At 56.6% G+C, this 26,283-nt stretch carries 19 protein-coding genes and 2 pseudogenes; 11 read left to right on the top strand and 10 right to left on the bottom strand.

The window, feature by feature from the left end:
• Positions 1 to 149: 149 nt before the first annotated feature.
• The gene (ydgH, locus tag ACVWZ0_RS11835) at positions 150 to 1,100 is read right to left on the bottom strand and encodes a DUF1471 family protein YdgH (RefSeq protein ID WP_253453965.1); all 951 of its coding nucleotides are present in this window, start codon (positions 1,098 to 1,100) and stop codon (positions 150 to 152) included.
• Between the two features lie 516 nt (positions 1,101 to 1,616).
• Between ydgH and pntA the strand changes: the two genes are divergently transcribed.
• Both pntA and pntB read left to right on the top strand, forming a co-directional pair.
• On the top strand, positions 1,617 to 3,149 hold the full coding sequence (gene pntA / locus ACVWZ0_RS11830; protein ID WP_253453967.1) for a Re/Si-specific NAD(P)(+) transhydrogenase subunit alpha: 1,533 nt from the start codon (positions 1,617 to 1,619) through the stop codon (positions 3,147 to 3,149).
• A 10-nt stretch (positions 3,150 to 3,159) separates the two neighbouring features.
• The gene (gene pntB / locus ACVWZ0_RS11825) at positions 3,160 to 4,548 is read left to right on the top strand and encodes a Re/Si-specific NAD(P)(+) transhydrogenase subunit beta (RefSeq protein WP_253453969.1); all 1,389 of its coding nucleotides are present in this window, start codon (positions 3,160 to 3,162) and stop codon (positions 4,546 to 4,548) included.
• A gap of 55 nt (positions 4,549 to 4,603) precedes the next feature.
• Here the strand turns inward: pntB and uspE are convergent, their stop codons facing one another.
• Entirely contained in the window at positions 4,604 to 5,554 is a 951-nt protein-coding gene (gene uspE / locus ACVWZ0_RS11820; protein WP_253453971.1) for a universal stress protein UspE, read from the bottom strand.
• A 237-nt stretch (positions 5,555 to 5,791) separates the two neighbouring features.
• A pseudogene (locus tag ACVWZ0_RS11815) lies at positions 5,792 to 7,056 on the bottom strand (Tn3 family transposase); the annotation flags it as partial.
• 24 nt (positions 7,057 to 7,080) lie between these two features.
• On the opposite strand from ACVWZ0_RS11815, the pseudogene ACVWZ0_RS11810 reads away from it, so the two are divergent.
• The 3 genes and pseudogenes from ACVWZ0_RS11810 to ACVWZ0_RS11800 all read left to right on the top strand — a co-directional run.
• Positions 7,081 to 7,323: pseudogene (locus ACVWZ0_RS11810) on the top strand (helix-turn-helix domain-containing protein); the annotation flags it as partial.
• 96 nt (positions 7,324 to 7,419) lie between these two features.
• Entirely contained in the window at positions 7,420 to 9,660 is a 2,241-nt protein-coding gene (locus ACVWZ0_RS11805) for a M23 family metallopeptidase (RefSeq protein WP_253453973.1), read from the top strand.
• Positions 9,660 to 10,307, top strand: coding sequence for a hypothetical protein (locus ACVWZ0_RS11800; RefSeq protein WP_253453975.1), 648 nt, complete (start codon positions 9,660 to 9,662; stop codon positions 10,305 to 10,307). The genes ACVWZ0_RS11805 and ACVWZ0_RS11800 overlap by 1 nt, the downstream gene beginning before the upstream one ends.
• A gap of 444 nt (positions 10,308 to 10,751) precedes the next feature.
• On the opposite strand, the gene ACVWZ0_RS11795 is transcribed toward ACVWZ0_RS11800, so the two are convergent.
• From ACVWZ0_RS11795 to dalD, 4 genes are all read right to left on the bottom strand, one after another.
• Positions 10,752 to 11,507, bottom strand: a complete 756-nt coding sequence (locus tag ACVWZ0_RS11795) for an FNR family transcription factor (RefSeq protein ID WP_125287641.1) — start codon at positions 11,505 to 11,507, stop codon at positions 10,752 to 10,754.
• A 147-nt stretch (positions 11,508 to 11,654) separates the two neighbouring features.
• Entirely contained in the window at positions 11,655 to 12,947 is a 1,293-nt protein-coding gene (locus ACVWZ0_RS11790; RefSeq protein WP_253453976.1) for an MFS transporter, read from the bottom strand.
• A 55-nt stretch (positions 12,948 to 13,002) separates the two neighbouring features.
• The gene (xylB, locus tag ACVWZ0_RS11785) at positions 13,003 to 14,472 is read right to left on the bottom strand and encodes a xylulokinase (RefSeq protein WP_253453978.1); all 1,470 of its coding nucleotides are present in this window, start codon (positions 14,470 to 14,472) and stop codon (positions 13,003 to 13,005) included.
• A gap of 10 nt (positions 14,473 to 14,482) precedes the next feature.
• A complete protein-coding gene (gene dalD, locus ACVWZ0_RS11780; protein WP_253453980.1) occupies positions 14,483 to 15,877 on the bottom strand; it encodes a D-arabinitol 4-dehydrogenase in 1,395 nt (464 codons plus the stop codon).
• 166 nt (positions 15,878 to 16,043) lie between these two features.
• On the opposite strand from dalD, the gene ACVWZ0_RS11775 reads away from it, so the two are divergent.
• Together ACVWZ0_RS11775 and smrA are read left to right on the top strand one after the other, a co-directional pair.
• Positions 16,044 to 16,997: a sugar-binding transcriptional regulator gene (locus tag ACVWZ0_RS11775; RefSeq protein ID WP_253453982.1), complete on the top strand. Its 954-nt coding sequence runs from the start codon at positions 16,044 to 16,046 to the stop codon at positions 16,995 to 16,997.
• A gap of 72 nt (positions 16,998 to 17,069) precedes the next feature.
• On the top strand, positions 17,070 to 17,636 hold the full coding sequence (smrA, locus tag ACVWZ0_RS11770; RefSeq protein ID WP_253453983.1) for a DNA endonuclease SmrA: 567 nt from the start codon (positions 17,070 to 17,072) through the stop codon (positions 17,634 to 17,636).
• On the opposite strand, the gene ACVWZ0_RS11765 is transcribed toward smrA, so the two are convergent.
• Positions 17,633 to 18,556, bottom strand: a complete 924-nt coding sequence (locus ACVWZ0_RS11765) for a LysR substrate-binding domain-containing protein (RefSeq protein WP_253453985.1) — start codon at positions 18,554 to 18,556, stop codon at positions 17,633 to 17,635. The genes smrA and ACVWZ0_RS11765 overlap by 4 nt on opposite strands.
• A gap of 309 nt (positions 18,557 to 18,865) precedes the next feature.
• Here ACVWZ0_RS11765 and ACVWZ0_RS11760 point away from each other — a divergent pair, with 309 nt between their 5' ends.
• From ACVWZ0_RS11760 to ACVWZ0_RS11750, 3 genes are all read left to right on the top strand, one after another.
• Complete coding sequence (locus ACVWZ0_RS11760) at positions 18,866 to 20,194, top strand: MFS transporter (RefSeq protein WP_253453987.1); 1,329 nt, start codon at positions 18,866 to 18,868, stop codon at positions 20,192 to 20,194.
• A gap of 440 nt (positions 20,195 to 20,634) precedes the next feature.
• The gene (locus tag ACVWZ0_RS11755) at positions 20,635 to 22,164 is read left to right on the top strand and encodes a carboxylesterase/lipase family protein (protein WP_253453989.1); all 1,530 of its coding nucleotides are present in this window, start codon (positions 20,635 to 20,637) and stop codon (positions 22,162 to 22,164) included.
• A 207-nt stretch (positions 22,165 to 22,371) separates the two neighbouring features.
• Complete coding sequence (locus ACVWZ0_RS11750; protein WP_253453991.1) at positions 22,372 to 24,030, top strand: methyl-accepting chemotaxis protein; 1,659 nt, start codon at positions 22,372 to 22,374, stop codon at positions 24,028 to 24,030.
• Between the two features lie 45 nt (positions 24,031 to 24,075).
• On the opposite strand, the gene pepT is transcribed toward ACVWZ0_RS11750, so the two are convergent.
• Together pepT and ACVWZ0_RS11740 are read right to left on the bottom strand one after the other, a co-directional pair.
• Positions 24,076 to 25,314: a peptidase T gene (gene pepT, locus ACVWZ0_RS11745; RefSeq protein WP_253453993.1), complete on the bottom strand. Its 1,239-nt coding sequence runs from the start codon at positions 25,312 to 25,314 to the stop codon at positions 24,076 to 24,078.
• A gap of 48 nt (positions 25,315 to 25,362) precedes the next feature.
• Positions 25,363 to 25,542, bottom strand: coding sequence for a DUF2158 domain-containing protein (locus tag ACVWZ0_RS11740; protein ID WP_125287631.1), 180 nt, complete (start codon positions 25,540 to 25,542; stop codon positions 25,363 to 25,365).
• A 124-nt stretch (positions 25,543 to 25,666) separates the two neighbouring features.
• Here ACVWZ0_RS11740 and ACVWZ0_RS11735 point away from each other — a divergent pair, with 124 nt between their 5' ends.
• On the top strand, positions 25,667 to 26,095 hold the full coding sequence (locus ACVWZ0_RS11735; protein WP_125287630.1) for an OsmC family protein: 429 nt from the start codon (positions 25,667 to 25,669) through the stop codon (positions 26,093 to 26,095).
• Positions 26,096 to 26,283: the final 188 nt, after the last annotated feature.

Raw genomic sequence — 26,283 nt, 5'->3', positions numbered from 1 at the left:
TGGCCCAGCGAGATGCAATGCGAAAGAGGGCGAAAAGTGATTGAGTATGCAAATTATGGCGGGAAGTTATGCAGCGGGGCGGCGGTGAGCGCTGTAGCGTTTTGCCTGAGAGAGGCGCGCCAGACGTACAGGCGCGCCTTTGCTGATGCTTACTTAAACAGGTCGGCAGAAACGGTCAGGTTGCCGCCGCTCTGGTTAGACCACTGGCGAGTAATATGATAATACTTGGCGCCTTTCTCAATCGCGGCCCGGCCCACGGCGTCGGAGATCTCCGTAGGCGTACCGAAGTGGCCGGTAAAGGTTACGCTGTCGAACGGCTGCATCTGCGCTGCGGTAATGGCGTTGACTTCCTGCACGCTTTTGCCCTGCGGCGTTCTCACGGTATAGCGTTCGCCGGTAGAGGACTGCGTTTCAAAGAAGCGGCCAACTTTATTGCTTGGCGTTTCGGAAGAGGCGACGCCGGGGATCTGCACAGCCTTCGCGGCAGTACCGCCTGCGGCGATGGCAGCTTTACCTGCCTGAGAATCGGCCGGGATCAGATCCGGAGACTGCACCTGGCGCGCTTTCGCATCGGCTTTGTAAACATAGGCGGTAATATACTGATTGCCGCCGCTGTTGGCGTCGATCTGACGGATAATAAAGAACGAAGCCGCGCCTTTCTCTTTCGCTTTTCGGGTAATAGCGTCGTTAACGTCCGGCTGGCTGTGGTAGAAGCCGCTGACGGAAACCGTATCAAAGGGTTCCAGCTTATAGGCTTCCGACTTGGTCAGCTCGCGCACGCCATTGATCACGCGATCCTGCGATTTCGGCGCCGGCTGCGCATCGTCGCGATAGATATCCGCCACCACGCGCCAGTTGCCGCCATTGTTGTTGCTGTCGTTAATACTTTGTACGTAAAAAGCTTTCGCGCCCAGCTCGTCGGCACGTTTTGAAATCGCCTCGTTGGCTTCGTTAATGGCATTAAAACGGCCGGTAATACTGATGCGATCGAAAGGCTTCAGCGCCGCCGCTTTTTCCGGCGTCAGTTCCTGGGCCGCATAAGCGGAAAGTGAGGTGAGCGACAACAGGGCTGATGCCAGAATAGTAATCTTCAGCTTCATAAAAATAATCCTTCGCCTTGCGCAAAAAAAATGAGTACGAAAACGTGCTGGACTCTTGATGTGTAACAGATTAGCTCTCGATTATTGCATGTAATAATGCGTCCTGTCTCAGCCATTTTGAGTCAGGCGGCACCGCGATAAGCGCAGCGGCGGCAGGTCATATTAAAAAAATGTTAAATAATACCTTTGCCAACGGCTTTACCACTTAAGCCACTAAATACTATCGTTATTACAGTTAATTGGCTGTTAAATATTACCTTTTGTCGCCGCTTCTTTACCGTTTTGTTACTTTTCCTTAGCAGATTATGCGAGGAATATCGCGAAATAAGCGCTGAAAATCGCGTTTTTGCCGCCTGCGCCGAATTTTTCAGATATAAAAAGGGCAAACGGTACGGCAACGGCTGGTATGACCGTGCCGTTTTCAGTAGTTTATAAGGTGTTCGCAGTAAAACAGGTGGCGCTTAAGCCGCGCCGCCGCAGTAAGAAATCGTCTTACCTCTGATGAAAGGGAATACTATGCTGATTGGAATTACCAAAGAGCGGTTGCCCAATGAAACGCGAGTCGCCGCCACGCCCAAAACGGTTGAGCAGCTGCTGGCGCTGGGCTTCAGCGTGGCGGTGGAGCGGGGCGCAGGCAGGTTAGCCAGCTTTGACGACGACGCTTATGCCGCAGCGGGCGCTACGCTGGTCGATACCGACGCCGTCTGGCAGGCGGATATCGTGCTCAAAGTCAACGCGCCCGGGGATGAAGAAATTACGCAAACCCGTGAGGGCAGTACGCTGGTCAGCTTTATCTGGCCCGCGCAAAATCCGGCGCTGCTGGAGAAGCTGGCGGCGCGCAACGTCACCGTGATGTCGATGGATGCGGTGCCGCGTATTTCCCGCGCGCAGTCGCTGGATGCGCTCAGCTCGATGGCTAACATCGCCGGCTATCGTGCGATCATCGAGGCCGCGCATGAGTTTGGCCGCTTCTTTACGGGCCAGATCACCGCCGCAGGCAAAGTGCCACCGGCTAAGGTGATGGTTATCGGCGCAGGCGTCGCCGGGCTGGCGGCCATCGGTGCGGCAGGCAGCCTTGGCGCTATCGTGCGTGCTTTTGATACCCGCCCGGAAGTGAAAGAGCAGGTGCAGAGCATGGGCGCGGAATTCCTTGAACTCGATTTCGAGGAAGAGGCGGGCAGCGGCGACGGCTATGCGAAAGTGATGTCAGAGGCCTTTATTAAAGCGGAAATGGCGCTGTTCGCCGCGCAGGCGAAGGAAGTGGATATCATTGTCACCACTGCGCTAATCCCCGGCAAACCTGCACCGAAACTGATCACCGCCGACATGGTGGCTGCCATGAAGCCAGGCAGCGTTATTGTCGATCTTGCGGCACAAACCGGCGGCAACTGTGAGCTGACCGTAGCGGACCAGGTCACCACAACTGAAAACGGCGTGAAAATTATCGGCTATACCGATCTGCCGGGCCGCCTGCCTGGTCAATCCTCACAGCTTTACGGCACCAACCTCGTCAACCTGCTTAAACTGCTTTGCAAGGAGAAGAATGGCGAGATTACTGTCGACTTCGACGATGTGGTCATCCGGGGCGTAACCGTGGTGCGCCAGGGCGAAATCACCTGGCCTGCGCCGCCGATTCAGGTTTCCGCCGCGCCGAAAGCGGCGCCTGCGGCCGCCAAAGCGCCAGAGAAACCAGAAGCGAAACCCGCTTCACCCTTCCGAAAATATGCGCTGTTTGCGCTGGCTATCGTGCTGTTCGGCTGGCTCGCTAACGTTGCGCCGCCCGCCTTCCTGACCCATTTTACCGTGTTCGCGCTCGCCTGCGTGGTGGGTTACTACGTGGTGTGGAACGTCAGCCACGCGCTGCATACGCCGCTGATGTCGGTCACTAACGCTATCTCCGGCATCATCGTGGTCGGCGCGGTACTGCAAATGGGGCACGGCGGCTGGGTCAGCTTCTTCTCCTTTATTGCCGTGCTGATTGCCAGCATCAATATCTTCGGTGGCTTCACCGTGACTCAGCGCATGCTGAAAATGTTTCGTAAGAACTAAGGGGTAATCAATGTCTGGCGGATTAGTGACTGCAGCATACATTGTTGCCGCAATTCTTTTTATTTGCAGCCTGGCCGGGCTGTCGAAGCATGAAACCGCTAAGCAGGGCAACCTGTTTGGCATCAGCGGCATGGCGATTGCGCTGCTGGCGACGCTGCTTGGCCCCGACAGCAGCAGCGTCGGCTGGGTGCTGTTGGCGATGGTGATCGGCGGCGCGATTGGCGTGCGGCTGGCAAAAAAGGTCGAAATGACCGAAATGCCGGAGCTGGTGGCGGTGCTGCACAGCTTCGTTGGCCTGGCTGCGGTGCTGGTGGGCTTTAACAGCTATCTCGATCACGCGCCCGGAATGGATGCGGTGATAGAGAACATTCATCTCACTGAGGTCTTTATCGGTATCTTTATCGGCGCGGTGACCTTCACCGGTTCGCTGGTCGCCTGGGGCAAGCTGTGCGGGAAACTCTCTTCCCGGCCGCTGGCGCTGCCGCACCGGCACCGGCTTAACCTGCTGGCGCTGGTGGTATCGCTTTGCCTGCTGATTATCTTTGTGCGCACCGACAGCACGGGATGGCAGGGCTTTGCGCTATTGCTGATGACCATCATTGCGCTGGCGTTCGGCTGGCATCTGGTGGCTTCCATCGGCGGCGCGGATATGCCGGTCGTGGTATCTATGCTCAACTCCTATTCGGGCTGGGCGGCGGCGGCGGCGGGCTTTATGCTCAGCAACGACCTGCTGATCGTGACCGGCGCGCTGGTCGGTTCAAGCGGCGCCATTCTCTCTTACATTATGTGTAAGGCGATGAACCGCTCCTTTATCAGCGTTATCGCAGGCGGTTTCGGCACCGACAGCAGCTCGACCGGCGAAGGCGAGGAAGCGGGCGAGTACCGCGAAATCGACGTGCAGGGAACGGCGGAACTGCTGAAGAACTCGCGCAGCGTGATCATTACCCCGGGCTACGGGATGGCGGTAGCGCAGGCGCAGTATCCCGTAGCGGAAATCACCGAGAAGCTGCGTGCGCAGGGCATTAAGGTGCGCTTTGGCATTCATCCGGTCGCCGGACGTCTGCCGGGCCATATGAACGTGCTGCTGGCCGAGGCGCGGGTGCCTTACGATATCGTGCTGGAAATGGATGAAATCAACGACGACTTCAGCGAAACGGATACCGTGCTGGTGATTGGCGCCAACGATACCGTCAACCCGGCGGCGCAGGAAGATCCGCGTAGCCCAATCGCGGGGATGCCGGTGCTGGAAGTGTGGAAAGCGCAGAACGTGGTGGTCTTTAAGCGTTCCATGAACACCGGCTATGCCGGCGTGCAGAACCCGCTGTTCTTTCGTGACAACACCCAGATGCTGTTTGGTGATGCGAAAGCCACGGTGGATGCCATTCTGAAAGCGCTGTAACAGGCGCTGAAGGTAAGAGGCCGGGGAGTTCCCCGGCCTTTTTTTTGACTAACGATCAGTCGTCTTCGTCATCATCCAGTTCGATCGGCGATACGAAGCCTTCCGGCTTGATCGCCAGCAGATCGCAACGCAGATGATCGATAACCTGCTCCGCCGTATTGCCCAGGAAAGCCGCTGACAGTCCGGTGCGGCCAATAGTGCCAAGCACCACCACGCCAGCGTCCAGCCGATCCGCCAGGTCCGGGATCACTTCTTCCGGCAGGCCTTTTGCTACATGAGTAAACTTTTCGTCGATGCTGAAGCTTTGCCGTAATGCCTTCATCGCCAGCAGGTGCTGACCACGGATCGCATCGTTGTAAACGCTGGGATCGAAGTCGGGCAGCTCAATGGCGATATTTACCGGGGTAACAGGATAGGCGCCAACCAGATGGACTTCGGTATGGTTGACCTGTTTCGCCAGCTCCAGCGTCTCTTTGACCAGTTGAGTATTCAACGGGTCGTGATGTGGCTCTTCGCTGGCGAGATTTACCGCCACTACCGCCTTGCCGCCTTCCGGCCAGGGCTGGTCTTTTACCATCCATACCGGGCAGGGACACTTGCGCAGCAGGTGCCAGTCGGTAGGCGTAAACACCACCGACTGAAGTCGGTCGTGCTGATGTGCCATCTTCAGCAGCAGATCGTAGCCGCCGTCCAGCACTTCCTGAATAATCGCCTCGTAGGGGCGGTTATGCCAGACCACCTTGATATCAATGTTCACGCCCGCGGCCAGATAGGCTTTTGCCTGCTCGCGGATCCATTCGGTGCGCTGGCTAATCACCCCTTTGCGCATGGTGACGCGCTCGTCGGGCGACAGCAGCGTCGTCATTTCGTAAGAAAAATCATAGATAGGCAGAAAAGCCGTGATCTGACCACCGAGGCGCTGATTAAGATAGACAGCACGGCGCAGCGCTGGCTGGTCGTCCTGTTGCGCGTCGATCGCCACGAGAATGTTTTGGTACTTAGCCATAACGGGTCCTCCATACGCTGGTTAGCTTAAAAGATAGCCCAATCAACGTCGGGAAAGAAAGAAAAAGTTATAGCCAGATCAATATTATAACAAAAGAATCGCTAAAAGCGGCTGGTACGGTCGTCTGCCTGCTTTTCCACTGCGCGAAAACGGCTAAACGGGGGCTATGACAGCATAGTGAAAGGCAAGAGGTAAGCCGGAAAATGGGTCTGACGCTCAGTGGAACGAAAACTCACATTAAACAATATTGTCTTCCTCTGACGCCTCTTTTAATGGCCGCAGATGCCCTTTTGTCACCAGTTTTGCCATAATGGCCGGGCATATTGATATGTCCGTGGCAAAGCAAAGCGGTGAGAGGCGTGCAATATCTTTATCATTCAGGGTTTTCCCCTGTGCCCGGAGATGATCCAGGGCTGCCTGCATATAAATAGTATTCCATAACACGACGGCGTTAGTGACTAGCCCCATGCTCCCAGTTGATCTTCCTGACCGTCGGTATATCACTTTCTTATCTCACCTTTCTGACCGTGACAGATAGCTCTGGCAACGGCATGGCGGCTTTCTCCACGGTTAAGTTGAGTCAGGATGCGCCTGCGATAATCTTCATCATCAATATAATTAAGCAGATACAGCGTTTTGTTAATGCGTCCCACTTCAATGATTGCCCGAGTTAGTCCGAAGGGGCGTCCACTTTTCAGTAATGAACGGACCAGCACCGAAGCCTGTACCTTGCCCAGTTTCAGAGAGCCTGCGGCCCGGATCATTTCGTCCCACTGAAGGACTATTTTTTAGGGATCTGACTGCCCTCTGGCAATATCATTCAGTACGCCATAATCGGCGTCATTGTCCATGCGCCAGAAAACCGAAGCACCGGCATCAGCCAGGCGCGGGGAAAACGGGTATCCCAGCAGCCAGAAAAGACCAAAGACGAGATCGCTGGCCCCTGCGGTATCGGTCATAATTTCGGTGGGATTCAGCCCTGTTTCCTGTTCCAGAAGGCCTTCCAGCACAAAGATCGAGTCCCTCAGCGTCCCCGGTATAACGATGCCATGAAAGCCGGAATACTGATCGGACATAAAGTTGTATCAGGTGATCCTCCTGTTATGGCCAAAGTATTTGCGGTTCGGTCCGGCATTGATTGTTTTGACCGGCGTAACAAAGTGCATTCCGCCTGCAGAGGCCACTTCGCCACCACCCCAGACCTGCGCCAGTGTTGCCTGAAAATCAACCAGCCTGGCATTCGCACTGGTGATAGTTTCAGCCCGAAGGTAGTTTGCTTTTTTCCAGTTCAGTCGGTGTTGGGTCAGGGCAGGATCATATGATCATATCAGGGGTTCCAGGAGGATATTGAAGGCCTCGGCCATTAGTACGGCGCTGTTGCTGACGGAGAGATCGTCAACTCTGACGCTGGCTTCACTGGCGTGGAAAAACTCATCAGCAAATCCGGTATGGGCGTTGATTTCGAGCAACAGCTCTGTCAAATCCACAGTCGGGAGTAGATCACTGACCTGTTTGCTCATTCGTTTCTGGGAAACATGGTAGTCACTATTCTGTCGGCTGTAGCCCAAGCCGAAAGGCAGAGAATTCTGGAACGTACAAACGAAGGCAGACAGGCGGCAAAGCTGAAAGCCATACGCTTTGGCCGCAAGCGAACACTCAACCCGGAACAGGTGCTGGCTCTACGGCAGGAAGGCTTGGATGCATCAGAAATAGCCCGCCGACTGAATATTGCCCGCTCAACAGTCTATAAAATTCTGAGCGAAGCATAATGATTTGCCGCTTTCCCTGTCCGTCATCAACGTTTGTATAAATAAAAGTGCGTTACCCTGCGACCTCTTAAATTTCAGACCCGACAGGGAGTCAGCATGATAATCAGTCCACCGTTTGTTCGCCCCCGGAACGCCGGAGAAAGCGATCCGTCATGGGTCAACAGAATGATGCCCGTGGATATAAACCGGGATTTCCCGCTCAACCGGCATGCGTCATGGCACGGTGGTGTGCATGTTCTCCACACCGACCGCCGCGAGGAAGGCTACGACCGCATTGAGTTCGTCCGCGCCATTGCGGACGGGGAGGTTGTTTCTTTTCGTTCTCCGTCTTCCACAGACAAACGCGATGCATTCCCGCTGAATTATGATGGCAGAACCAATGACGGGTACGTGCTGCTGAAGCATCAGACCGATATCGGTGAAAACTGTAGCGTCGTGTATTACTCCCTGTACATGCATCTCATGGACCGGCTGGACCCGTCAATCAGGGCCGGCGCAAGAGTCTGGCGCAAGGACCGCATCGGGCAGAGCGGTACGGTGGATAACGTGAATGCTTTTCACTTTGAGGTGTTCTGTGACAACGAAAACATGCTGAAGCTGACCGGGCGCACCACGCCCGAACTCGATATCACCCGTGACGGCAGAACCGACACGGTTTACGGCGATATCCATTTTTATTTACCGTCAGGCACACAGTTTTATGACCATGTGCCTGACGCAAGCTCACCGGTCACAGACCACCTTAATTTTGTCCATACCAGCACAGAACCGTTGTACGTCAGCATGACCTTCGAAAAAGGCGACTGTACGATGGTCACCCGCAGACAGAGCGCTACTGCGGCGGCACTTTTCGACTCTGTGGGGGAGCCATTGGTCAACACCGATGCCGTAGCTGATGATGAAATTCCGTATGAATACAGTCTGTACCGGACAGCCCGTAGACTGTACCCGCAGAATCCGTCTGCCGGGTTCGAACTGCTCCGTTTCGGGCGGGTCATCAGTACCGGACATGAAACCCTGACGCCCGCTGATGCCACGCTGTGGCGTACCGTCAGCTTCCCCGGCGGAACGGGCATGGTCAATCTGGCCTCCCCTGACATCAAAAAATTCAGCGATGCCGACTTCCCGCACTGGACGGGGTGGGGGATAGTGGACGATGACACGGACAACAACAGCCAGTGTAATTCCCCTCTTATCGCCGCATTACAGGAAAGCGGGCGCCTCAGCGACCCGAGCAGCCGTCTGGTCTGCCATTTTCCGGTGGAGTGGAATGCCGCCACCTTTGACCCGCGCTATGCCTGGCTCAGAACCGGCTCTGACGATGTTCCTGCCATGTCTGATGAGGACTATGCCCGGCTGAAAAGTCATGCCTCAGCGCTGTGCTTTGACACAGGAGAACTCGGTACTGGTCGGATGTGGCATTTTCATCCGACGGCTTTTATTGCCCATTTCCGCAAGTGCTGCTGGCTCAGCAAGTCAGAGCTGAAGCAGCTTGTTCCCCGGAACCTGTTAAGAATGGCCGGCCGGAATGATTATCGCTGGGAGGCCATCACCTACCGGGACGGCGCCGGCAGCGTCGCGGACAACATCCGCACGCACATAAACAGGGCAATGCAGAAATACCTGATAACCACCCCGCTGCGCATCGCCTGTTTCCTGGGAAACGGCATTCAGGAAACGGGCTGGCTGGGGTCGATGGAGGAAGGGTATCGCTATACGGAAACAGACCCGCGCACGCGTCAGGTCATTCGACGCTACAACATCTGGTACTACCCGTGGTACGGGCGCGGCCTGTTACAGCTGACTAATCCTGAAAACTACTTTAATTATTTCAGCTTCAGGGGGCGAACCTGCCCGGAAAATATCAGGAACACCCTGATAAATGAATACCGTCGTCTGTATGCCCACCGCCCACTTCGCTACACCGACAATCACCTGTCTGATACCGAAAACCACGTCCCGGAGAACATTATCCGGTGGCGGAATAACGTCAGCAGCGACCTCTATGAGGCGGCCAGCAGCGCCGGATTTTACTGGGTTTCAATGAGTATGGCCCCCTACGCTGATGCCGAACATGTGCTGGAGCGGTGCAGCGTCACTCCCCGGCGGAGCGGGATAAAGATTTACTATCGCAGCCAGGCCTTCTGGCAGGCCAGCGCCGCCGTTAACCTGCCGGGTCAGATCGATAACGAACACTATCAGGGGCTGAATGGCTTTGATACCCGCTGCTGCGTCTACGGCAGCGCGATAGCCGTCCTCACCGAGCAGAAATTTCCGGACAGCCATAACAACCCGGTCAACGAAAAACCCGAATCAGACCAGCTAAGGAAAGGCTGATGAAAAAATTATTACTGCTGATGGCAATCCCGTTTTTTTCCTCAGGAGAAATAACCCCCGAGATTACTACTCCAGACAAATTCAGTGCTCTGCCTTTTTACCAAAAAACATTACATCGATATGACTACCTGGCGGATACAGGCTGTGGAATTGTTTCATTAAAATTATTCTACCCAGCTGAGCATAATAAATATCCACCATCAGGTCCCAGCCCATGGCTTTGTCTGTATGCTGTAGATGTCATCAGCAACGGATACGGACCGGGACAGGTCCTGCCTGAAAGGATCTACCTTGATAAAAAAACAGGACAGTGGAAAAAGAAAAAGTACGCCCTGAGCAGGGAAAGTACACAACGTTCCCTTGAAGTTTATGGCATTAAAAGCCTGAGTGAGCTGCAGCCTCTGGATCTGTATAATATCCGGTCCGTCAATGCCCGTGGCTATGCGATAGTAAACCGCAATATTCCCCTGGAGGAAAAAAAGAAAGGGGTGAAGAAAAAAATGTCATTCTGCCTGATACAAAACCAGAGCTATTCTGCTTTCTGCGGTTCAAGATCGATGCTCAAACTCGTCGACGGGAAAGAAGTAGATTTCACCCCCTATATGCTTAAATCTCTTGAAACGGTCGAAATGGGTTTGTCGGAATAATAAAATAATTGACTGCGATTGAAATTCGTCATAAGCCCAATTCAGAGCCATATAAACAGCTAAGGTTCTCACAAGCAAAAGGATCTAATAAGGATCTTTTTGCTTATCCTGGCTTACCATAATCTCCTGGCTTGAGTTTTCGTTCCACGGAGCGTCAGACCCCGAAAGAAAGCGGCAGGATGGACAAAACTGCCAGGTCAGCGCACCGGGCCAGACAATGGAAAAACAGGCGGATTAACGCACCGGGCCAGAGAATGGAAAAACAGGCGGATTAACGTACCGGGCCAGAGAATGGAAAAACAGATGGATTAACGCACCAGGCCAGAGAATGAAAAACCGGCCGGATTAACGTACCGGGCCAGAGAATGGAAAAACAGATGGATTAACGCACCGGGTCACCAGGCGAAAAAAACAGCCGGACTGGCGAACCAGTCCGGCATAGCATCAGGCAATCGCGCGGCTTTGACCAGCCAGCTGCGACAGCACCTCATGATTTTCGATAGTGATGTATTTGCCTTTCACCGCCAGCATACCGCTTTTCTGAAAGCGGCCCAGCAGGCGGCTGATGGTTTCAACCGTCAGGCCGAGGTAGTTGCCGATATCGCCACGGGTCATGGTCAGACGGAATTCGCGCTGGGAGAAGCCGCGCTCGCCGAAGCGGCGGGAAAGGCCATAGATAAAGGCGGCAAGACGCTCTTCCGCATTTTTCTTCGACAGTAGCAGGATCATCTCCTGATCGCCCTTAATCTCGCCGCTCATCAGCCGCATCATCTGCTGACGCAGGCTGGGCATTTTGCCAGACAGATCGTCCAGGGTTTCAAAAGGAATTTCGCAGACCATAGCGGTTTCCAGCGCCTGAGAAAAGCTGGGGTGCTGACCGCCGCTGATGGCGTCGAAGCCTACCAGATCGCCCGCCAGGTGAAAGCCGGTGATCTGCTCGTCGCCCTGTTCGGTAATGGTATAGCTTTTGATGGTCCCGGAACGAATGGCGTACAGCGACTTCAGTTCGTCACCGGCTTTGAACAGCGTTTGCCCTTTCTGAATAGGCTTTTTGCGCTCGATGATGTTATCCAGCTGGTCGAGTTCGTGCTCGTTCAGCGTGAAAGGAATACAGAGCTGGCTGATGCTGCAATCCTGACAGTGAATCGCACAACCGCCAGACTGGATACGTCTGTTGATAACACGTTTTTCCGGGATCATAGTGTTGGCTCGAGTGATTATTGATTGAGGTCAATTTTAACATTTTTTGCTCAGCAAAGGGAACTCATCCAGGCCTTTTTAGCCACATAAAAAACAGGGACGTCACTTTTGGTGACGTCCCGTTTAAAAAAGTGCCAAAAGCCAAACCTACGTTTTATCGGGCGTCGCGGCCGTTGAACCGTAGTTATTAAGGTTGTTTTTAGCGCTTTTTCTGGAGGGTTGTTCTACCTGAATAATCAACGTCAGCACCCCGGCTAACAGGTAAAGCGCGGTGTAGGTCCAGACCACGCCCTTGATATCAAAAAAGGGCAGTACCAGCGAGGCGATGGCGGGCGCAAGAAAATTGCTTAGGCCAGCGGAGAGGTTGTAGATGGAGATCGCCGCACCTTTATGCTTCGGCTCCAGCACGGGAAATACCGCCGTCATCGGCACAAACGCCGCGACGGTAATGCCCAGCATGACGGCGGGCACCAGCGCCATCCAGAAGTTATGACCAAAGGTCACTGGCAGGTAATAGAAGGCCAGGCTGGAAATCGCGCAGCCCAGGCAGCCAAACCAGCGCACCTGACGGATCCAGCCGATATATTCGCCCAGCACACCCCACATAATATTGGTGAAGATGGTAACGAAAAAGAATACCGCCCAGATTTGCAGCCATTCCGACATGGTAAAGCCCAGGCGCCCGACGAACAGCATCGGCATAATCACTGCAAAGCCAAACAGCGACAGCGTATTGATAATGCGGATCAGGCAGGCCAGGAAGATGTTGCGGTTAGTGAAGAGAATGGTCACGGCCCGCGACAGCTCGGTCAGTTTTTCACGTGGGGAAAGATTGGCTTTCTCGCTCTCGCCGCCGACCTTGCGCAGCAGAGTCATCGCCATCAGCCCGCCAGCCGCTACCCAGGCTATAGCAAACCACAGGGTGCCGGTTTCACCGAGCCAGGGAATGGTAAAGCTGGGCAGATAGCTGCCGACGCAGCCGATGCCGATGGAATACATCGCCCAAAACCAGCCCATGGCGGAAGAGAGCTGGTGTTTAGGCACGTTCTGCACAATCAGCATCACAAACGAATAAATGAACAGCGGATAGGCAAGACCGCGAATGCCGTAGAACAGCAGCATCAGCGGATAGTTGCGCAGCCCCAGGCCCAGCGTCATAAACAGAATATGCATCACTACCCACAGCAGAAAACCGATACGCATTGCGCGCTGCGGCGTAATGATCTCCGCGACTACGCCGGAGCTCCAGGCCGCCAGCGCCGCTGCGCCGCCGTAAACCGTGAACACCAGCGCAGACTGCGCGGGCGAAAAGCCGAGATCGGTAATGTGCTTCGACAGGAAAGCCATTTCAAAGCCGTCCCCGCTCATAAAGACGGCGATGGCGATATAACCCCATATTAACGACAAGGGGAGGCCGAACCAGTTATTGGCTGATTTCATCATATTTCCTCTCAGGCGTGCAGGTGACGGACGCCTGAGGCGTCCGCATCAGTGTTCAGAAACCGGATGCGCGAGCATCGCGCTGCTGTTGGTAGAGCAGGCGGAAGTGGTCGAGCCGCCTTTGCAAATGATGATGACGAAGCGCATTGGGCAGATAGCGCCGCAGCACGGCAGGTTTACGGCAGACCTCGGCCGGATCGCCGCCGTCGGCCAGCCAGCCCAGACGCGCCGCGCCCAATGCGCCGCCCGCTTCGCCGCCCTGATGGGTAACTATCGGCAGATCCAGCGTATCCGCAATCAGCTGCGCCCAGAACCCGCTTCGCGCGCCGCCGCCGGTCAACGAACAGCTTTCCAGCTCGGTGCCCGCCGCCCGCAACGCCTGTAGGCCGTCGGCAATGCCGAAGGCGACGCCCTCCAGCACGCTATAGGCCAGCGCTGCACGGTTAGTGGCATGGGTCAGACCATGAAAAGCGCCGGTGGCCTGCGGATCGTTATGCGGCGTGCGTTCACCGGAAAGGTAGGGCAAAAAGAGCGGGGCGCTGCGCTGAACCGTCTCGCTTAGCGCCGCCACCTCGGCCAGCAGATCGGTTTCGGTGGCGTTCAGCAGATCGCACAGCCAGCGCAGGCTGGAGGCCGCCGTCAGCATGACGCTCATCTGGTGCCAGCGATCGGGCAAGGCATGGCAAAAAGCGTGTACGGCCGAGGCGGGCGCGGGACGAAAACGATCGTTGACCGCAAACAGCACGCCGGAGGTGCCAAGGGAAATAAAAGCGTCGCCGGGTTCGATCGCCCCCAGCCCGACCGCGCTGGCCGCGTTATCGCCACCGCCGCCCGCAATCACTATACCTTCCTGCAAGCCCCAGCGCCGCGCGACATCAGCCTGTAGCCTGCCGCCGGGCTGCGATCCCTCCGTCAGCCGCGGCATCTGGTCGCGGTTCAGCCCGCAGGCCGCCAGCAGGGCATCCGACCAGTCGCGCCTGGCGATATCCAGCCACAGCGTACCGGCGGCATCGGACATATCGCTGATCTTTTCACCGCACATCTGCCAGCGCAGATAGTCCTTAGGCAGCAGAACGCTGGCGATGCGAGAAAAAATCTCGGGTTCATGGCGGGCGACCCACAGCAGCTTCGGCGCGGTAAAACCGGGCATCGCTAAATTGCCCGCCACGCTGTGCAGGTCGGCAGCCCGTTGCGTCAGCTCCTCGCACTCGGCTGCGCTACGCGTGTCGTTCCATAATATGCACGGGCGCAATACCTGATTTTCCCTGTCCAGCAGCACCGCGCCATGCATCTGGCCGGAAAGCCCGATGGCGCGGATTTGCTGCCAGCGAGCACCAGCCTGCTGGCGCAGCTCGTCAATGGCCTGCTCCAGCGCCAGCCACCAGCTGTGCGGATCCTGCTCCGCGTAGTGGGGCTGCGGCCGCTGTACGTCCAGTTTTACACCGCTGGCGGCCACGATTTCGCCTGCGGCATCGATAACCAGCGTTTTGATTTCAGAGGTGCCAAGATCGATCCCGAGATACATTACCGACTCCTTACTCGTTCACCGGTTGAGGGACTTTGGCCCATTCATCGAGCGTGGCAACCGTCTCCGCCAGCAGCGTGGCAAAGGCGGTATCGTGGGCAAGCGGGCCAAACAGCGCCTCGTCGGCGGCAAAACGTGCGAGCGCGTCCGGGCTTGCCATGATGCGGTGCCAGCTTTCTGCTTCCAGCGCGCCATCCTGATAGACATAAGGAAGCTCGCCGCGATGCCAGCGCTGTAAAAACAGGAAGAAGAGCGCGGGCAGCACCGCCGTCGCGCGAGGCGTCTCGCCACGGGCGTAGCATTCCGTCAGGGTCGGCGTAATAAATCCCGGGATTTTTGACAGGCCGTCCGCCGCGACCCGCTGGTTGGTATCGCGGATATAAGGATTGGCAAAGCGGGCCAACACTACGTCGCGGTATGCTTCCAGCTCAAGCGGGCTGGGCGACAGCGAGGGAATAACGTCCTGGGTCACATACTCCCAGGCCATCTCTTTGATCGCCTGGGTCTGCGTGCTCTGGTGAATAAAGTCCTGTCCGACCAGCGTCCCTGCCCAGGCGATGCAGCTGTGGCTGGCGTTAAGAATGCGGATTTTTGCCTCTTCCCACGGCAGAACGGAGTCGACCAGGGTCACGCCGACCTTCTCCAGTGCAGGTCGTCCGGCGGCAAAGTTATCTTCAATCACCCATTGAATAAAGGCTTCGCCCATAACCGGTGCGCTGTCGGCAAAACCGGTCGCTTCCAGCACGCGCGGGGCGATATCCGCCGTCGGGCGCGGAGTGATGCGATCCACCATCGTATTGGGCGAGGTCGTCTGCTCCGTTACCCACGCCAGCAGCGCATCGTCGTGACATAAACGCAGAAAAGCGAGAAAGCCCTCACGGAAACGCTCGCCGTTATGCCGCAGATTATCGCAGTTTAACAGCGTAACCGGCTGACCGTGCGCCTGCATTCGCGCCTGCAAAACGCGGCGTAACGCGCCATAAAGCGTGCGCGCTTCGCCCTGCAAATCTGCGGTAATATCAGGGTGACGCGGATCGAGACGGTGGTCGCTGTCCAGGTAGTAGCCGCTCTCGGTGACGGTAAAGGCGATCACTTTCGTGGCGGCGTCTGCGCCTCGCGCAACCATAGCCGTTAGCCCGGCGTCCCACGGGACGATATGTTTGATTGAGGTAATTTTCTCATACTGACGTTCGCCTGTTGGGGTGACCGTTTCCAGCACGTATTCGCCGTTTTGCTGCGTCAGGGCATTCAGCAAGGGCACGGCATCATCGCGAATATTGCTGAGCGCGATTTCCCAGCGCGGGCCGTCCTGCTGCAACAGACGATGCAGATACCAGGCCTGATGGGCGCGATGAAAAGAACCGGCGCCGATATGTAACCAGACAGAGGGGGAAGCAGCGGTCATCATTCTCTCCTGTAAATGGGCTTTTGCTCTTGTGTTGAGCTTTTGCTTAGTTGCGTTACAGCCTGATGAATTTTTTACCAACGGTCTGCGGGAGCGATCACAAAATTTGCTTTTGCCCTTCAATCGGGCAATTATTCGGACTGGGCTTAAGGAGTGGGATATCACAATGAGCAAGCACGACAAAAAGCTGGATCTGGCGGCCAGAGCAGCCTGGATGTATTACGTGGCGGGAGAAACCCAGCAGGATATCGCTGAAAAACTTGGCGTATCGCGTCAGGTAGCGCAGCGGCTGGTGGCGCTGGCGTCAGAACAGGGGCTGGTGAGCGTCAGCGTCAATCATGCCGTGGCCGACTGCATGACGCTGGCGCAGCAGCTACAGGAAAAATTCAGCCTGGCGTTTTGTCAGGTAGTGCCGTCTGGCAATGTGGAAGGCGGCGGCTTACAGCAGATGATTGCCGTAGCGGGTGCGGAAGTGATGGCGCAAACGCTGAAAAGCGAGCGCCCGCAAATTGTCGCGGTAGGATCCGGAAGAACCCTGCGGGCCACTATCAACGAGCTGCCAGAGCTGGACAGGCCGCAGCACAGCTGCGTTTCGTTGATCGGCGCTATCGCCAGTGACGGCTCCTGCACCCGTTATGATGTGCCGCTGTGGATGGCGGAAAAAACGCAGGGACGCTATTTTATCCTGCCCGCGCCGCTGTATGCCGACAGCGTCGACGATCGCGATTTGTGGTGCAATCATCGCATCTACCGCACCGTTACGGAGAAGGCCGCCCAGGCGGATATTATGTTTGTCGGCATTGGTCAGGTTTCGCCGGGCTGCCCGCTGAACGCGGATGGCTTTATCAGCGACGATGAAGTGACCACGCTGTTGGCGGATCGGGTGGCCGCAGAGATGCTTGGCCATTTTATCGGTGAGGAAGGCGAAAGAGCGGCAACCGCTCTGGACAGCCGTTTGACCAGCGTGCGGCTGACGGCCCATACCCAACGCAATATCGTCGCCTTTGCGGGAGGCAGCGAAAAGCATCGGGCGATAGCCGCCGTGCTAAAGGGCGGTTGGATCAGCGGGCTGGTCACCGACGAGGCGAGCGCACGTTATGCGCTGGCGGCGTCCGCCTGAAGTTTTGCCAGAGCGGCCCGGTGAGGATACCATTACACTATCCTTAATCGTGGCCACCGGGGAACCTGTATCATGAGCTTTAATGATGAAGACCTGTTTAAAGACGCGATGGAAGACGTTACGCCGCTCAAGGATTGCAGCAACATTCTTTGGTTAAAATCCCCTTCGACGAAATCGCCTCGCCAGCGCCAGGAAGAGCAGCAGCTGGATAATCCGCTGACCAGCGGCTTTTTGACCGTTATCCCCCGGGAAACGCCGTTGGAATACAAAGCGGAGGGGATCCAGCAGGGCGTGCTGGATAAGCTGCGGTTGGGCAAATATCAGATCGATGCCAGTCTTAATCTGCTGCGTCAGCCGGTGGAAATCTGCCGTCAGTCACTTTACAGCTTTATGCTGCAGGCGGAGCGCGAAAATTACCGCAATCTGCTGATCGTGCATGGTAAAGGCAAAGAGGACGAATCGCACGCCAATATCGTCCGCAGCTATCTGGCGCGCTGGCTACAGCAGTTTGATCAGGTGCAGACGTTTTGCAGCGCTCAGCCGCAGCACGGCGGCAACGGCGCCTGCTATGTGGGGCTACGTAAAAGCGAGCAGGCGCGCCTGGACAACCGCGAACGGCACGCCAAGCGCAGCCGCTAGCCGGAGTGGGATTTACGAATGGTCGCCATCAGTACTTCGGCGCTGCGGCTAAGGGGCGCGCCGGTACGGGTAATAATGCCGACCGGTTCGCCCGGCCCATGTGAGGCGACGGGCAGCGCGGCCAGCGCATTATGCAGCAGGTCGTCCTTGATCGCGCCGGAAGGCACGAACCAGACATAGTTATAGCGAAGCGCCAGCTGACGGGCGAGCGAGGTCGCAGAGGTTTCCACTACCGCGTCCGGCAGGCGGCAGCCGTGATCTTTCAGCATCGCATCGGCGATACGGCGCGGCGCGGTGCCCTCCGGTGAAATCACTACGGGCCAGTTAAGCGCCCGCGACAGCGTGACGTTGTCACTTAATAGCGGGTGTTCGGGCCTTACCACCAGCCGCAAAGACTCCAGAAACAACAGCTCGTAGGTCAGCCCGGTCATCATCTCCGTTTCGGCCATGCGGCCAATACCAACTTCAAATTCGCCCGCTCTCAGTCCGGCAAGCAGCACGTTGTTGTGCAGCGTAGCGACCTGAACCAGCGTTCTGGGCTGCTGCTGGTGAAAGCGTTCCAGAATTGAAGGCAGCATCCCCAGCGCTACCGTGGTTAACACGCCGATGCGCAGCACGGCCGGATCGCGCGCGGCCACGGGGCTGAGCGACTGACCGGCATGGTTAAGCGCATCCAGAATCCGCACCGCATGGGTCAGAAACTGCTCGCCCGCCGTGGTCAGCTGCGCGCCAAGACGGCCTCGCTCAAACAGTCTGGCCCCGGCCATCTCTTCCAGCTCGTTCAGTGTCTTTGACAGCGCAGGCTGGCTAAGCGACAGCACCTCGGCGGCGCGCCCCAGCGTGCCTTGCTGCGCCACGGCGACAAAAGTATGCAGATGGCGCAGACGAATGCGCTGATTAAACAGGTAATTTTTTTCCATAACTGCAGCGTAGTCAGCAAGGTGGCGGGCAGGCAAGCGGCGCGTTGGAATACTGTTAACCTTATTGCAAAATTTCATTAACATAAGGGCGTTTTTCCATCACTTTTCGCCGCCCGGAGGCAATAGCCTCATCACCTTTACTGATAAAAGCCCTTTTTTTCCTTGCAGGTGCTTGCTTTTTCCGGGGAAATTGCTACGCAAACGGGTAATTCACCGGGTGAAATCGATAACAATCCGTTATGATAGCCAACACTTTTTTTCGGAACCGACGCCAGCCGCTTTGCACACCGCTGGCCATGGAGCGCTAACGTGGAGAGTATTGTTGCGACAGATGTCCGCACCCTGATCAACGAAGGCAGCGTCAGTCGCTATCAGCAGCGTATTATCGCTCTCTGTTTTGCGGTGGTGGCGATGGACGGCATGGATATCGCCCTGATGGGCTTTATCGCGCCGGCGCTTAAGGTTTCCTGGGGCGTCACCACGCAGCAGCTGGGCGCTATCATCAGCGCCGCGCTGATCGGTCTGGCGCTGGGCGCCCTGTTTGCCGGCCCGCTAGCCGATCGCTTTGGCCGTCGCGTCATCATCATCAGCAGCGTTTTTTTCTTTGGCCTGTGGACGCTGGCGACCGCCTTTTCGCATAACGCCGATCAGATGATGCTGTTCCGCTTTCTTACCGGCCTTGGGCTGGGCGCGGCCATGCCCAACGTGGGCACGCTGGTGGCGGAATACTCTCCCGAGCGCAAGCGCGCTTTCATTATTACCGTGGTGTTCTGCGGCTTTACCTTCGGCGCGGCGGGCGGCGGCTTTGCTGCGTCCTGGCTAATCCCTCATTACGGCTGGCACGCCGTGCTGATTCTGGGCGGGCTGCTGCCGCTGCTGATCGTGCCGCTGTTGCTGAAATGGTTACCGGAATCGGTGCGCTTTTTGCTGTCGCGGCAGGCGCCCGTAGAGCGCATCCGGCAGATAGTTGAAAAAATGGCGCCGGGCCAGGTACAGCAGGGAAGCCAGTTCGCCATGGCGGAAAAAGCGCAGCGCGAGGGCGCGGTGAAGCTGGTGCTGACGCGACCTTATCTCTCCGGCAGCGTGCTGCTGTGGGGCAGCTACTTTATGGGGCTGTTTCTGGTCTATCTGATCGGCAGCTGGCTACCTTCGCTGGTGAAAGATATGGGCATGACGGTTACGCAGGCCGCGCTGGTGACCGCCATGTATCAGGCCGGCGGCACCGTTGGCTCGCTGTTTGCCGGCTGGATGATGGATCGCTTTAACGCCAACCTGGCGCTGGCCGCCATCTACTTTACCGGCGCTATCGCGACGGTAGCGATTGGCTACGCGCCGGCAAATACGCTAATCCTGAGCCTGGTCGCTTTTTGCAGCGGTTTCTGCCTTAACGGGGCTAATACCGGCATGAACGCGCTGTCGGCCAGCTATTATCCTACCCACGCCCGCGCGACCGGCTCCAGCTGGATGCACGGCGTAGGGCGCATGGGCGCTATTCTCAGCGCCTTTGCCGGCGCGCAGATGCTGGCGATGGGCTGGCATATTACGGAAGTTTTCTCCAGCCTGGCTATTCCGGCTGTGCTGACCTCGCTGATGCTGCTGGCGAAATACCGCTTCGGCCACCAGCGTAGCGAAGAATAGTTTCCGGCCAGCAGTCGTCATTTCGTCGTCAAACGCATGCCTGAAACGGCGCGGTAATAGCTTTCAGCCAGCCAGCGTCATTTCGTTATCAAACCGTGTCGGAAACGATGCGGTAATAGCTTTCAGCCCGCCGTCGCCATTTCGTTATCAAAGCCGTGTCGGAAACGATGCGGCTTGAGCTGACTTTGGCTGTAAATATCCCCTTACGCCTTGCAAAAGAACGACGTTGATTTCCCGGTTCTGTTGATTAGCAGACTGCAAATTACAGCATGAACTGAACGGTTCGATAAATAATAATCATTTGATTAATAATCAGAAAAACTGGAAGAGCATGATGCAAATGTTAAGGAACCGTAAGCATTTTCTGTAAATGAGGTCACCTGTTGGACTTTGCCGTGGCGCTTGCAAATAATAGTCAGCAGATTACTCAGGACGCAGCAATGAAAAACGAACGCTTGATAAGGATAAGGACGGCAGAAGGGACCCTGTGCGGCAGTCTGGATAAGGACGTTTTTGTTTTCAGGGGCATACCTTATGCCGCGCCGCCTGTCGGCGAGTATCGCTGGCGATCGCCGAAGCCGGTAACGCCATGGCAGGGAGAGCGTGACGCCACGGCATGGGGGGCGGCCAGCTGGCAGAACCGGCAATATTGCACGGCGGTGGGCGGCGGCGATCCGGGCGCGTTCAGTGAGGATTGTCTCTATCTGAACGTCTGGACGCCGGAAACGGAGCCGGCGGGCCCAATGCCGGTCATGGTCTGGATCCACGGCGGCGGTTTTACCATTGGCGCGGCGGGCCTGGCGCCCTATATCGGCCAGCCGCTGGCCTCGCAGGGCGTGGTGGTGGTTACCCTTAACTATCGGCTGGGTCATCTGGGATTTTTTGCGCATCCGGCGCTGGATAAAGAGTATGCGCCGGGCGAAGTCGTCAATAATTTTGCGCTGCTGGATCAAATCGCTGCTTTGCAATGGATACAGCGTAATATCGCTGCCTTCGGCGGCAATCCGCATAACGTAACGATCTTCGGAGAATCATCCGGCGCGCGCAGCGTGCTTTCGCTTTTTTCCTCGCCGCTTTCGGTTGGATTGTTCCATAAAGGCATCGCGCAAAGCCCCTATGCGCTGCCCGATCTACCGCGCGAAAAGGCGTTGGCAAACGGCGAAAAGCTGGCCCGCCATTTTGATTTGCCGCACGCCACGGCGGAGCAGCTGCGCGCGCTGCCTGCCGACGCCTTCTGGCCGCTGGAGAGTTCGCTGGCTAACGGCCCGGTGGCGATAGCGGGCGATCGGGTTTTACCCGTACCCATGCTGAAAGTCTTTAACAACGCCGCCCAGCACAAACTGCCGTTAATGATCGGCAGCAACAGCGATGAGGCCAGCGTCCTCAGCTATTTTGGGGTCGATCCCGCGCTGATTATCCGGCAGCTGCGCGCCACGCAGCGCCTGGGATTGCGTATGAAAATGATCCGCCTGCTGTACGACGGCCTGTATGATGACGACAAGCTCGGCAGGCAGGTGGCGCGTGATATGACTTTTACCGCCATGGGCTATATCGCCGCGCTCTCCCACGCCCGCAAAGGTATCCCTGTCTGGCGCTACTACTTCGATTACGTATCAGAAAATTCGCGTGACCTTTATCCTGACGGAACCTGGCACGGCAATGAGATCCCCTATACGCTCAATACCCTCGACGAGCTGACCACGCAAATGGGCGATCGCCCCTTTACCGCAGGCGATCGCGAGTTTGCTAAAAAGGTTAGCGGTTACTGGCTGAATTTTGCCCGCCACGCCAGCCTCTTTTCTCACCGGCTCGAAGGCGAACCCAACTGGCCGGTTTGGCAGCCTGGCACAGACGTAATGATGCGCTTCGGCGAAACGGGCCCGACGCTCAGGCTGGAGAAAAACTTTATGCGCAGACGGATGCAGCTGTTTCGCCTGCTGATGAAAAATATTGTTAAACTCCGGGAATAATTTTTTAACATCGTCCCGCTGGATTTATAACGGATTAAAAAAACAAATAACAGGCGCAGCAAGGACTTAACGCTGCGTTATGGTCAGTAACGCCCTGAATAAGAAAGAAATAATTACTCATGATTTTGTTGGCGATGCCGATAACTCCTGTCAAGCGTCCACCACGCAGGACGAGCACTCGGGTTTTAACATCGTTACGGAGTAGTTATGAATTTGCTAAAAGATTTTACCATCCGCAGCGTAATGCTGTCGATCCTCGGGCTTTTCTGCCTGCTATGGACGGCGGTGGGCATTTACAGCGTCTGCGCGCTGAATTCGCTGGGCCAGGGCAACGAGGTTGACCGTGAGCTGGTGAACCAGATGACCACCCTGAGCAAGGGCAACGATCAATATTTTCGCTTTATTACTCGTCTGACGCGCGCAGTGGAATCCCGCCAGGCGGGAAGCCCAACGGCGGCTGCGGATATGGCCTCGGTACAAAAAGCGCTGGATAACATGACCACGCTGCTGGCCGATTTCAAAGCCGAAGCGCCAGGCCCACTGGCACCAGGCTACGCTGCTGCCGTCATCGCCAGCTGGCAGAAACTGCTGGACGAAGGGGTTCTGCCGCAGATGCAGCTGGCGCAGCAGGCGTCGCTGGACGATTTCCGTCGTCATGCCGCCAGCGTGACGCCGCCGCTGAGCCGCGCTTTTGGCGCCAGCGTGGATAAATTCAACCTTGCCGCTGGCGAAAAGCTGGACGTAACGCGGGTCACCGTCGATCACCTGACCGATATGACTAAAATGATCATTGTTATGGCGGTGATTGCCGGCCTGCTGATCCTGCTTTTTACCGACCGCTACCTGGTAAAAATGCTGGTGCGCCCGCTGGATGGAATGCGCGAGCACTTCCGCCGCATCGCCGAGGGCGATTTGAGCCATCCGCTGGAAGATATTGGCCGCAACTGCGTTGGCCGACTGATGCCGCTGCTGCGCGCCATGCAGGATAGCCTGCGTGAAGCCGTCAGCGCCATCCGCAGCGGCACGGATAATATCTACCGTGGCGCGGCGGAAATCTCTTCCGGTAACAACGATCTTTCCTCTCGCACCGAACAGCAGGCCGCCGCGCTGGAAGAAACCGCCGCGAGCATGGAGCAATTAACGGCCACCGTGAAATTCAACGCCGATAACGCGCGTCAGGCCAGCGAACTGGCGCAGAGCGCCTCAACCACCGCCAGCAAGGGCGGCAAGCTGGTAAAAGACGTGGTGGATACCATGCAGGGCATTTCCGGCAGTTCTCGCAAGATTGCGGAAATCACCAGCGTGATTAACAGCATCGCTTTCCAGACCAACATTCTGGCGCTGAACGCAGCGGTAGAGGCGGCGCGGGCAGGCGAGCAGGGCCGTGGTTTCGCCGTGGTAGCCAGCGAAGTGCGCAACCTTGCCCAGCGCAGCGCCGGGGCGGCTAAAGAGATTGAAACGCTGATTGCGGATTCCGTTACTCGCGTGAATCAGGGATCCCGACTGGTTGGCGAAGCCGGTAGCACGATGGACGACATGCTACAGGCGGTAGCGGAAGTTGTGGAGATCATGAAGCAGATCGCCTCCGCTTCGGAAGAGCAAAGCAAGGGCATTTCGCAGATTGGCACCGCCATTACCGAAATGGACAGCGTGACGCAGCAAAATGCCTCGCTGGTGGAAGAGGTTTCTACAGCGGCCAGCGCGCTGGAGCGCCAGACCGAAGAGCTGACGCTCTCCGTTTCTAAGTTCCGTCTTTCACCGGCTACAGCCGCCAGGCCGTCACCGACGCCTTACGTCAAGGCCGCGCCGATTAGCGCACGGCCAGCCGTGGCGAAAGCCAGCGCCGATGACTGGGTCTCTTTCTGATCCTCGTTATGCCTTAGCCTGAAGCGCCGTAACCCGGCGCTTTTTTTATGCCTGCCGCGCGGCCAGCAGGCAAAGCTGCTCTGCCACCTGATAAGACTTCACAAAGGAGGAGACCGGCAGGAATTCAAAGCGGGAATGGAAGTTGTGCGCGCCGGTAAAAAAGTTTGGCGTCAGCAGGCCCTTCGCCGACAGCGCCGCGCCGTCGGTTCCGCCGCGCATCGGCGTAACCTTCGCGGTAATGTTCAGCGTCTCCAGCGCGGCAAACAGCAGATCTATCGCTCGTCGATCTTCGCCGATAGCGTTGCTGATATTGCTGTAGATCTCGCTGATGCTGACCTCCACCTTGCCGGTCGGATACTGTCCGGCAATCAAGGCGGCGACCTCGTTGATTTGCTGCTTGCGTTGCGCAAAGCCCGTCAGCCCGAAATCACGGATAGAGGCTTTTAGTCTTGCCTCGCTCGCGTTTGCCGTCATCTCGTTAAACCAGATATAGCCTTCGCGTCCGGCCGTGTGCTCCGGCGTCTGGCGGCGGTCAAAATGGCTGATAAAATCCCAGGCCATCAGCAGGGGATTCACCAGTACGCCTTTGCCTGACATCGGATGCGCCGGCACGCCGGTGAAGCGGATATCCGCCGACGCCGCGTTGAAATTTTCATAGACCACTTCGCCCAGCTCGCAGCAGTCAATGGTATAAGCGAAATCGACGTTAAAGCGTTTCTCCAGATCCAGCGCTTTGGCACCGCGCAGGCCGATCTCTTCATCAGGCACAAAGGCGACCACGATATCGCCGTGCGTCGCTGCGTCGCGGAGGTTTTCCAGGAGCGTCATCACGACCGTAACGGCCGCCTTATTATCGGCGCCCAGCACGCTGGTGCCGTCGCTAAAGATAATTTCCTCATGCTGATAAGGGACGATCTCCGGGTGTTCAGCCACCCGCAGCCAGATCTCCTGTTCACTGTTGAGGCAGAGATCCTGGCCTTCAAAGCGCAAAATCTGCGGGTGAATATGGGGCGAGAGGCCGACATCGACGGTGTCGATATGGGTGATAAAACCGATACGCGGCGCGCCCGGCGCCTTGCCGGGCAGGACAGCGGTAACGGTCGCGCATTCATCGACCTGCACATTTTCCAGCCGCAGGGCGCGCAGCTCTTCCGCCAGCAGGTTAGCCAGCGTCTGCTGACCGGGCGTGCTGGGCAGGCTGGTCGCGGCGGCATCGCTCTGGCTGGTGACGGCAAGATAGCGGAAAAAACGGCTGGTTAACTGGCTGGCCAGTTGCTGAGACATAGACAATCCTGTGCTTAAGAGAAGAAAAGGGCCGGGCGGCCCTGCTTATCAGCAAACGCCAAAGTCGCCGTCTTCATGGTAAAGATTGACCGAGCTGGCAGGCACCTCGATCTCTTTTTTGTCGGCATCATCCACTCTGGCACAATAAAGCGTCTCGCCTTTAACCTGCAATACCACCATCTTTGGGCCGCCGGTTTTACTTTGCACAATATCATCAGTTTTAAACATGGTATTTCTCCTGTGGTCTCCTTCTATTAACGGTTAGTAAATGAGCATTTGCAAGTGCTTCGTCAGCAAACTGCTGAAAAGTCACTATACTTACCCTTCATGCAAAGCAAACGGGAGGATATTGATGACTATTCATAAGAAAGGTCAGGCACACTGGGAAGGCGATATCAAGAAAGGTAAGGGCACTATCAGCACCGAAAGCGGCGCGCTGAAAGAACAGCCTTACGGTTTCAACACCCGCTTTGAAGGCAAGCCGGGCACTAACCCGGAAGAGCTGATCGGCGCGGCACACGCTGCCTGCTTCTCGATGGCGCTCTCGCTGATGCTGGGTAACGAAGGTCTGGTGCCGGACAGCATTGACACCACGGCGGACGTCTCGCTGGATAAAGTTGGCGAAGGCTTTAAGATCACCAAAATCGCGCTGCAGAGCCAGATCGCTCTGCCGGGCGTCGACAGCGCTAAGTTTGATGAAATCATCAATCAGGCCAAAGCGGGCTGTCCGGTTTCCCAGTTGATGAATGCGGAAATTACGCTGGATTATAAGCTGAACTAATCGGGCCCCGATACCCTGCCGCCCGGCAGGGTATTATCTCTTCTTTCTACTGAAAATCTCTTTATAGCGCGCTGGCAATGTGTTGCTAATTACCCGTTAATTAAATCTCCTCGGTAAACATCCTCTAAATACCTGGCCGATCTTAACAGCAGGTCTGTTTAATCAGCGTTATCTCCAACGCGCTATTT

This window comes from Erwinia sp. TECH1 (assembly GCF_054057575.1).
Note: the sequence above shows the minus strand (reverse complement) of the source record. Positions and strands in the feature narration are given on the sequence as shown.

Bases quoted from the DNA above. Each gene is read 5' to 3' on its own strand.
- ydgH (WP_253453965.1), bottom strand. From the start codon at position 1,100: ATGAAGCTGAAGATTACTATTCTGGCATCAGCCCTGTTGTCGCTCACC.
- pntA (WP_253453967.1), top strand. From the start codon at position 1,617: ATGCTGATTGGAATTACCAAAGAGCGGTTGCCCAATGAAACGCGAGTC.
- pntB (WP_253453969.1), top strand. From the start codon at position 3,160: ATGTCTGGCGGATTAGTGACTGCAGCATACATTGTTGCCGCAATTCTT.
- uspE (WP_253453971.1), bottom strand. From the start codon at position 5,554: ATGGCTAAGTACCAAAACATTCTCGTGGCGATCGACGCGCAACAGGAC.
- ACVWZ0_RS11805 (WP_253453973.1), top strand. From the start codon at position 7,420: ATGATAATCAGTCCACCGTTTGTTCGCCCCCGGAACGCCGGAGAAAGC.
- ACVWZ0_RS11800 (WP_253453975.1), top strand. From the start codon at position 9,660: ATGAAAAAATTATTACTGCTGATGGCAATCCCGTTTTTTTCCTCAGGA.
- ACVWZ0_RS11795 (WP_125287641.1), bottom strand. From the start codon at position 11,507: ATGATCCCGGAAAAACGTGTTATCAACAGACGTATCCAGTCTGGCGGT.
- ACVWZ0_RS11790 (WP_253453976.1), bottom strand. From the start codon at position 12,947: ATGAAATCAGCCAATAACTGGTTCGGCCTCCCCTTGTCGTTAATATGG.
- xylB (WP_253453978.1), bottom strand. From the start codon at position 14,472: ATGTATCTCGGGATCGATCTTGGCACCTCTGAAATCAAAACGCTGGTT.
- dalD (WP_253453980.1), bottom strand. From the start codon at position 15,877: ATGACCGCTGCTTCCCCCTCTGTCTGGTTACATATCGGCGCCGGTTCT.
- ACVWZ0_RS11775 (WP_253453982.1), top strand. From the start codon at position 16,044: ATGAGCAAGCACGACAAAAAGCTGGATCTGGCGGCCAGAGCAGCCTGG.
- smrA (WP_253453983.1), top strand. From the start codon at position 17,070: ATGAGCTTTAATGATGAAGACCTGTTTAAAGACGCGATGGAAGACGTT.
- ACVWZ0_RS11765 (WP_253453985.1), bottom strand. From the start codon at position 18,556: ATGGAAAAAAATTACCTGTTTAATCAGCGCATTCGTCTGCGCCATCTG.
- ACVWZ0_RS11755 (WP_253453989.1), top strand. From the start codon at position 20,635: ATGAAAAACGAACGCTTGATAAGGATAAGGACGGCAGAAGGGACCCTG.
- ACVWZ0_RS11750 (WP_253453991.1), top strand. From the start codon at position 22,372: ATGAATTTGCTAAAAGATTTTACCATCCGCAGCGTAATGCTGTCGATC.
- pepT (WP_253453993.1), bottom strand. From the start codon at position 25,314: ATGTCTCAGCAACTGGCCAGCCAGTTAACCAGCCGTTTTTTCCGCTAT.
- ACVWZ0_RS11740 (WP_125287631.1), bottom strand. From the start codon at position 25,542: ATGTTTAAAACTGATGATATTGTGCAAAGTAAAACCGGCGGCCCAAAG.
- ACVWZ0_RS11735 (WP_125287630.1), top strand. From the start codon at position 25,667: ATGACTATTCATAAGAAAGGTCAGGCACACTGGGAAGGCGATATCAAG.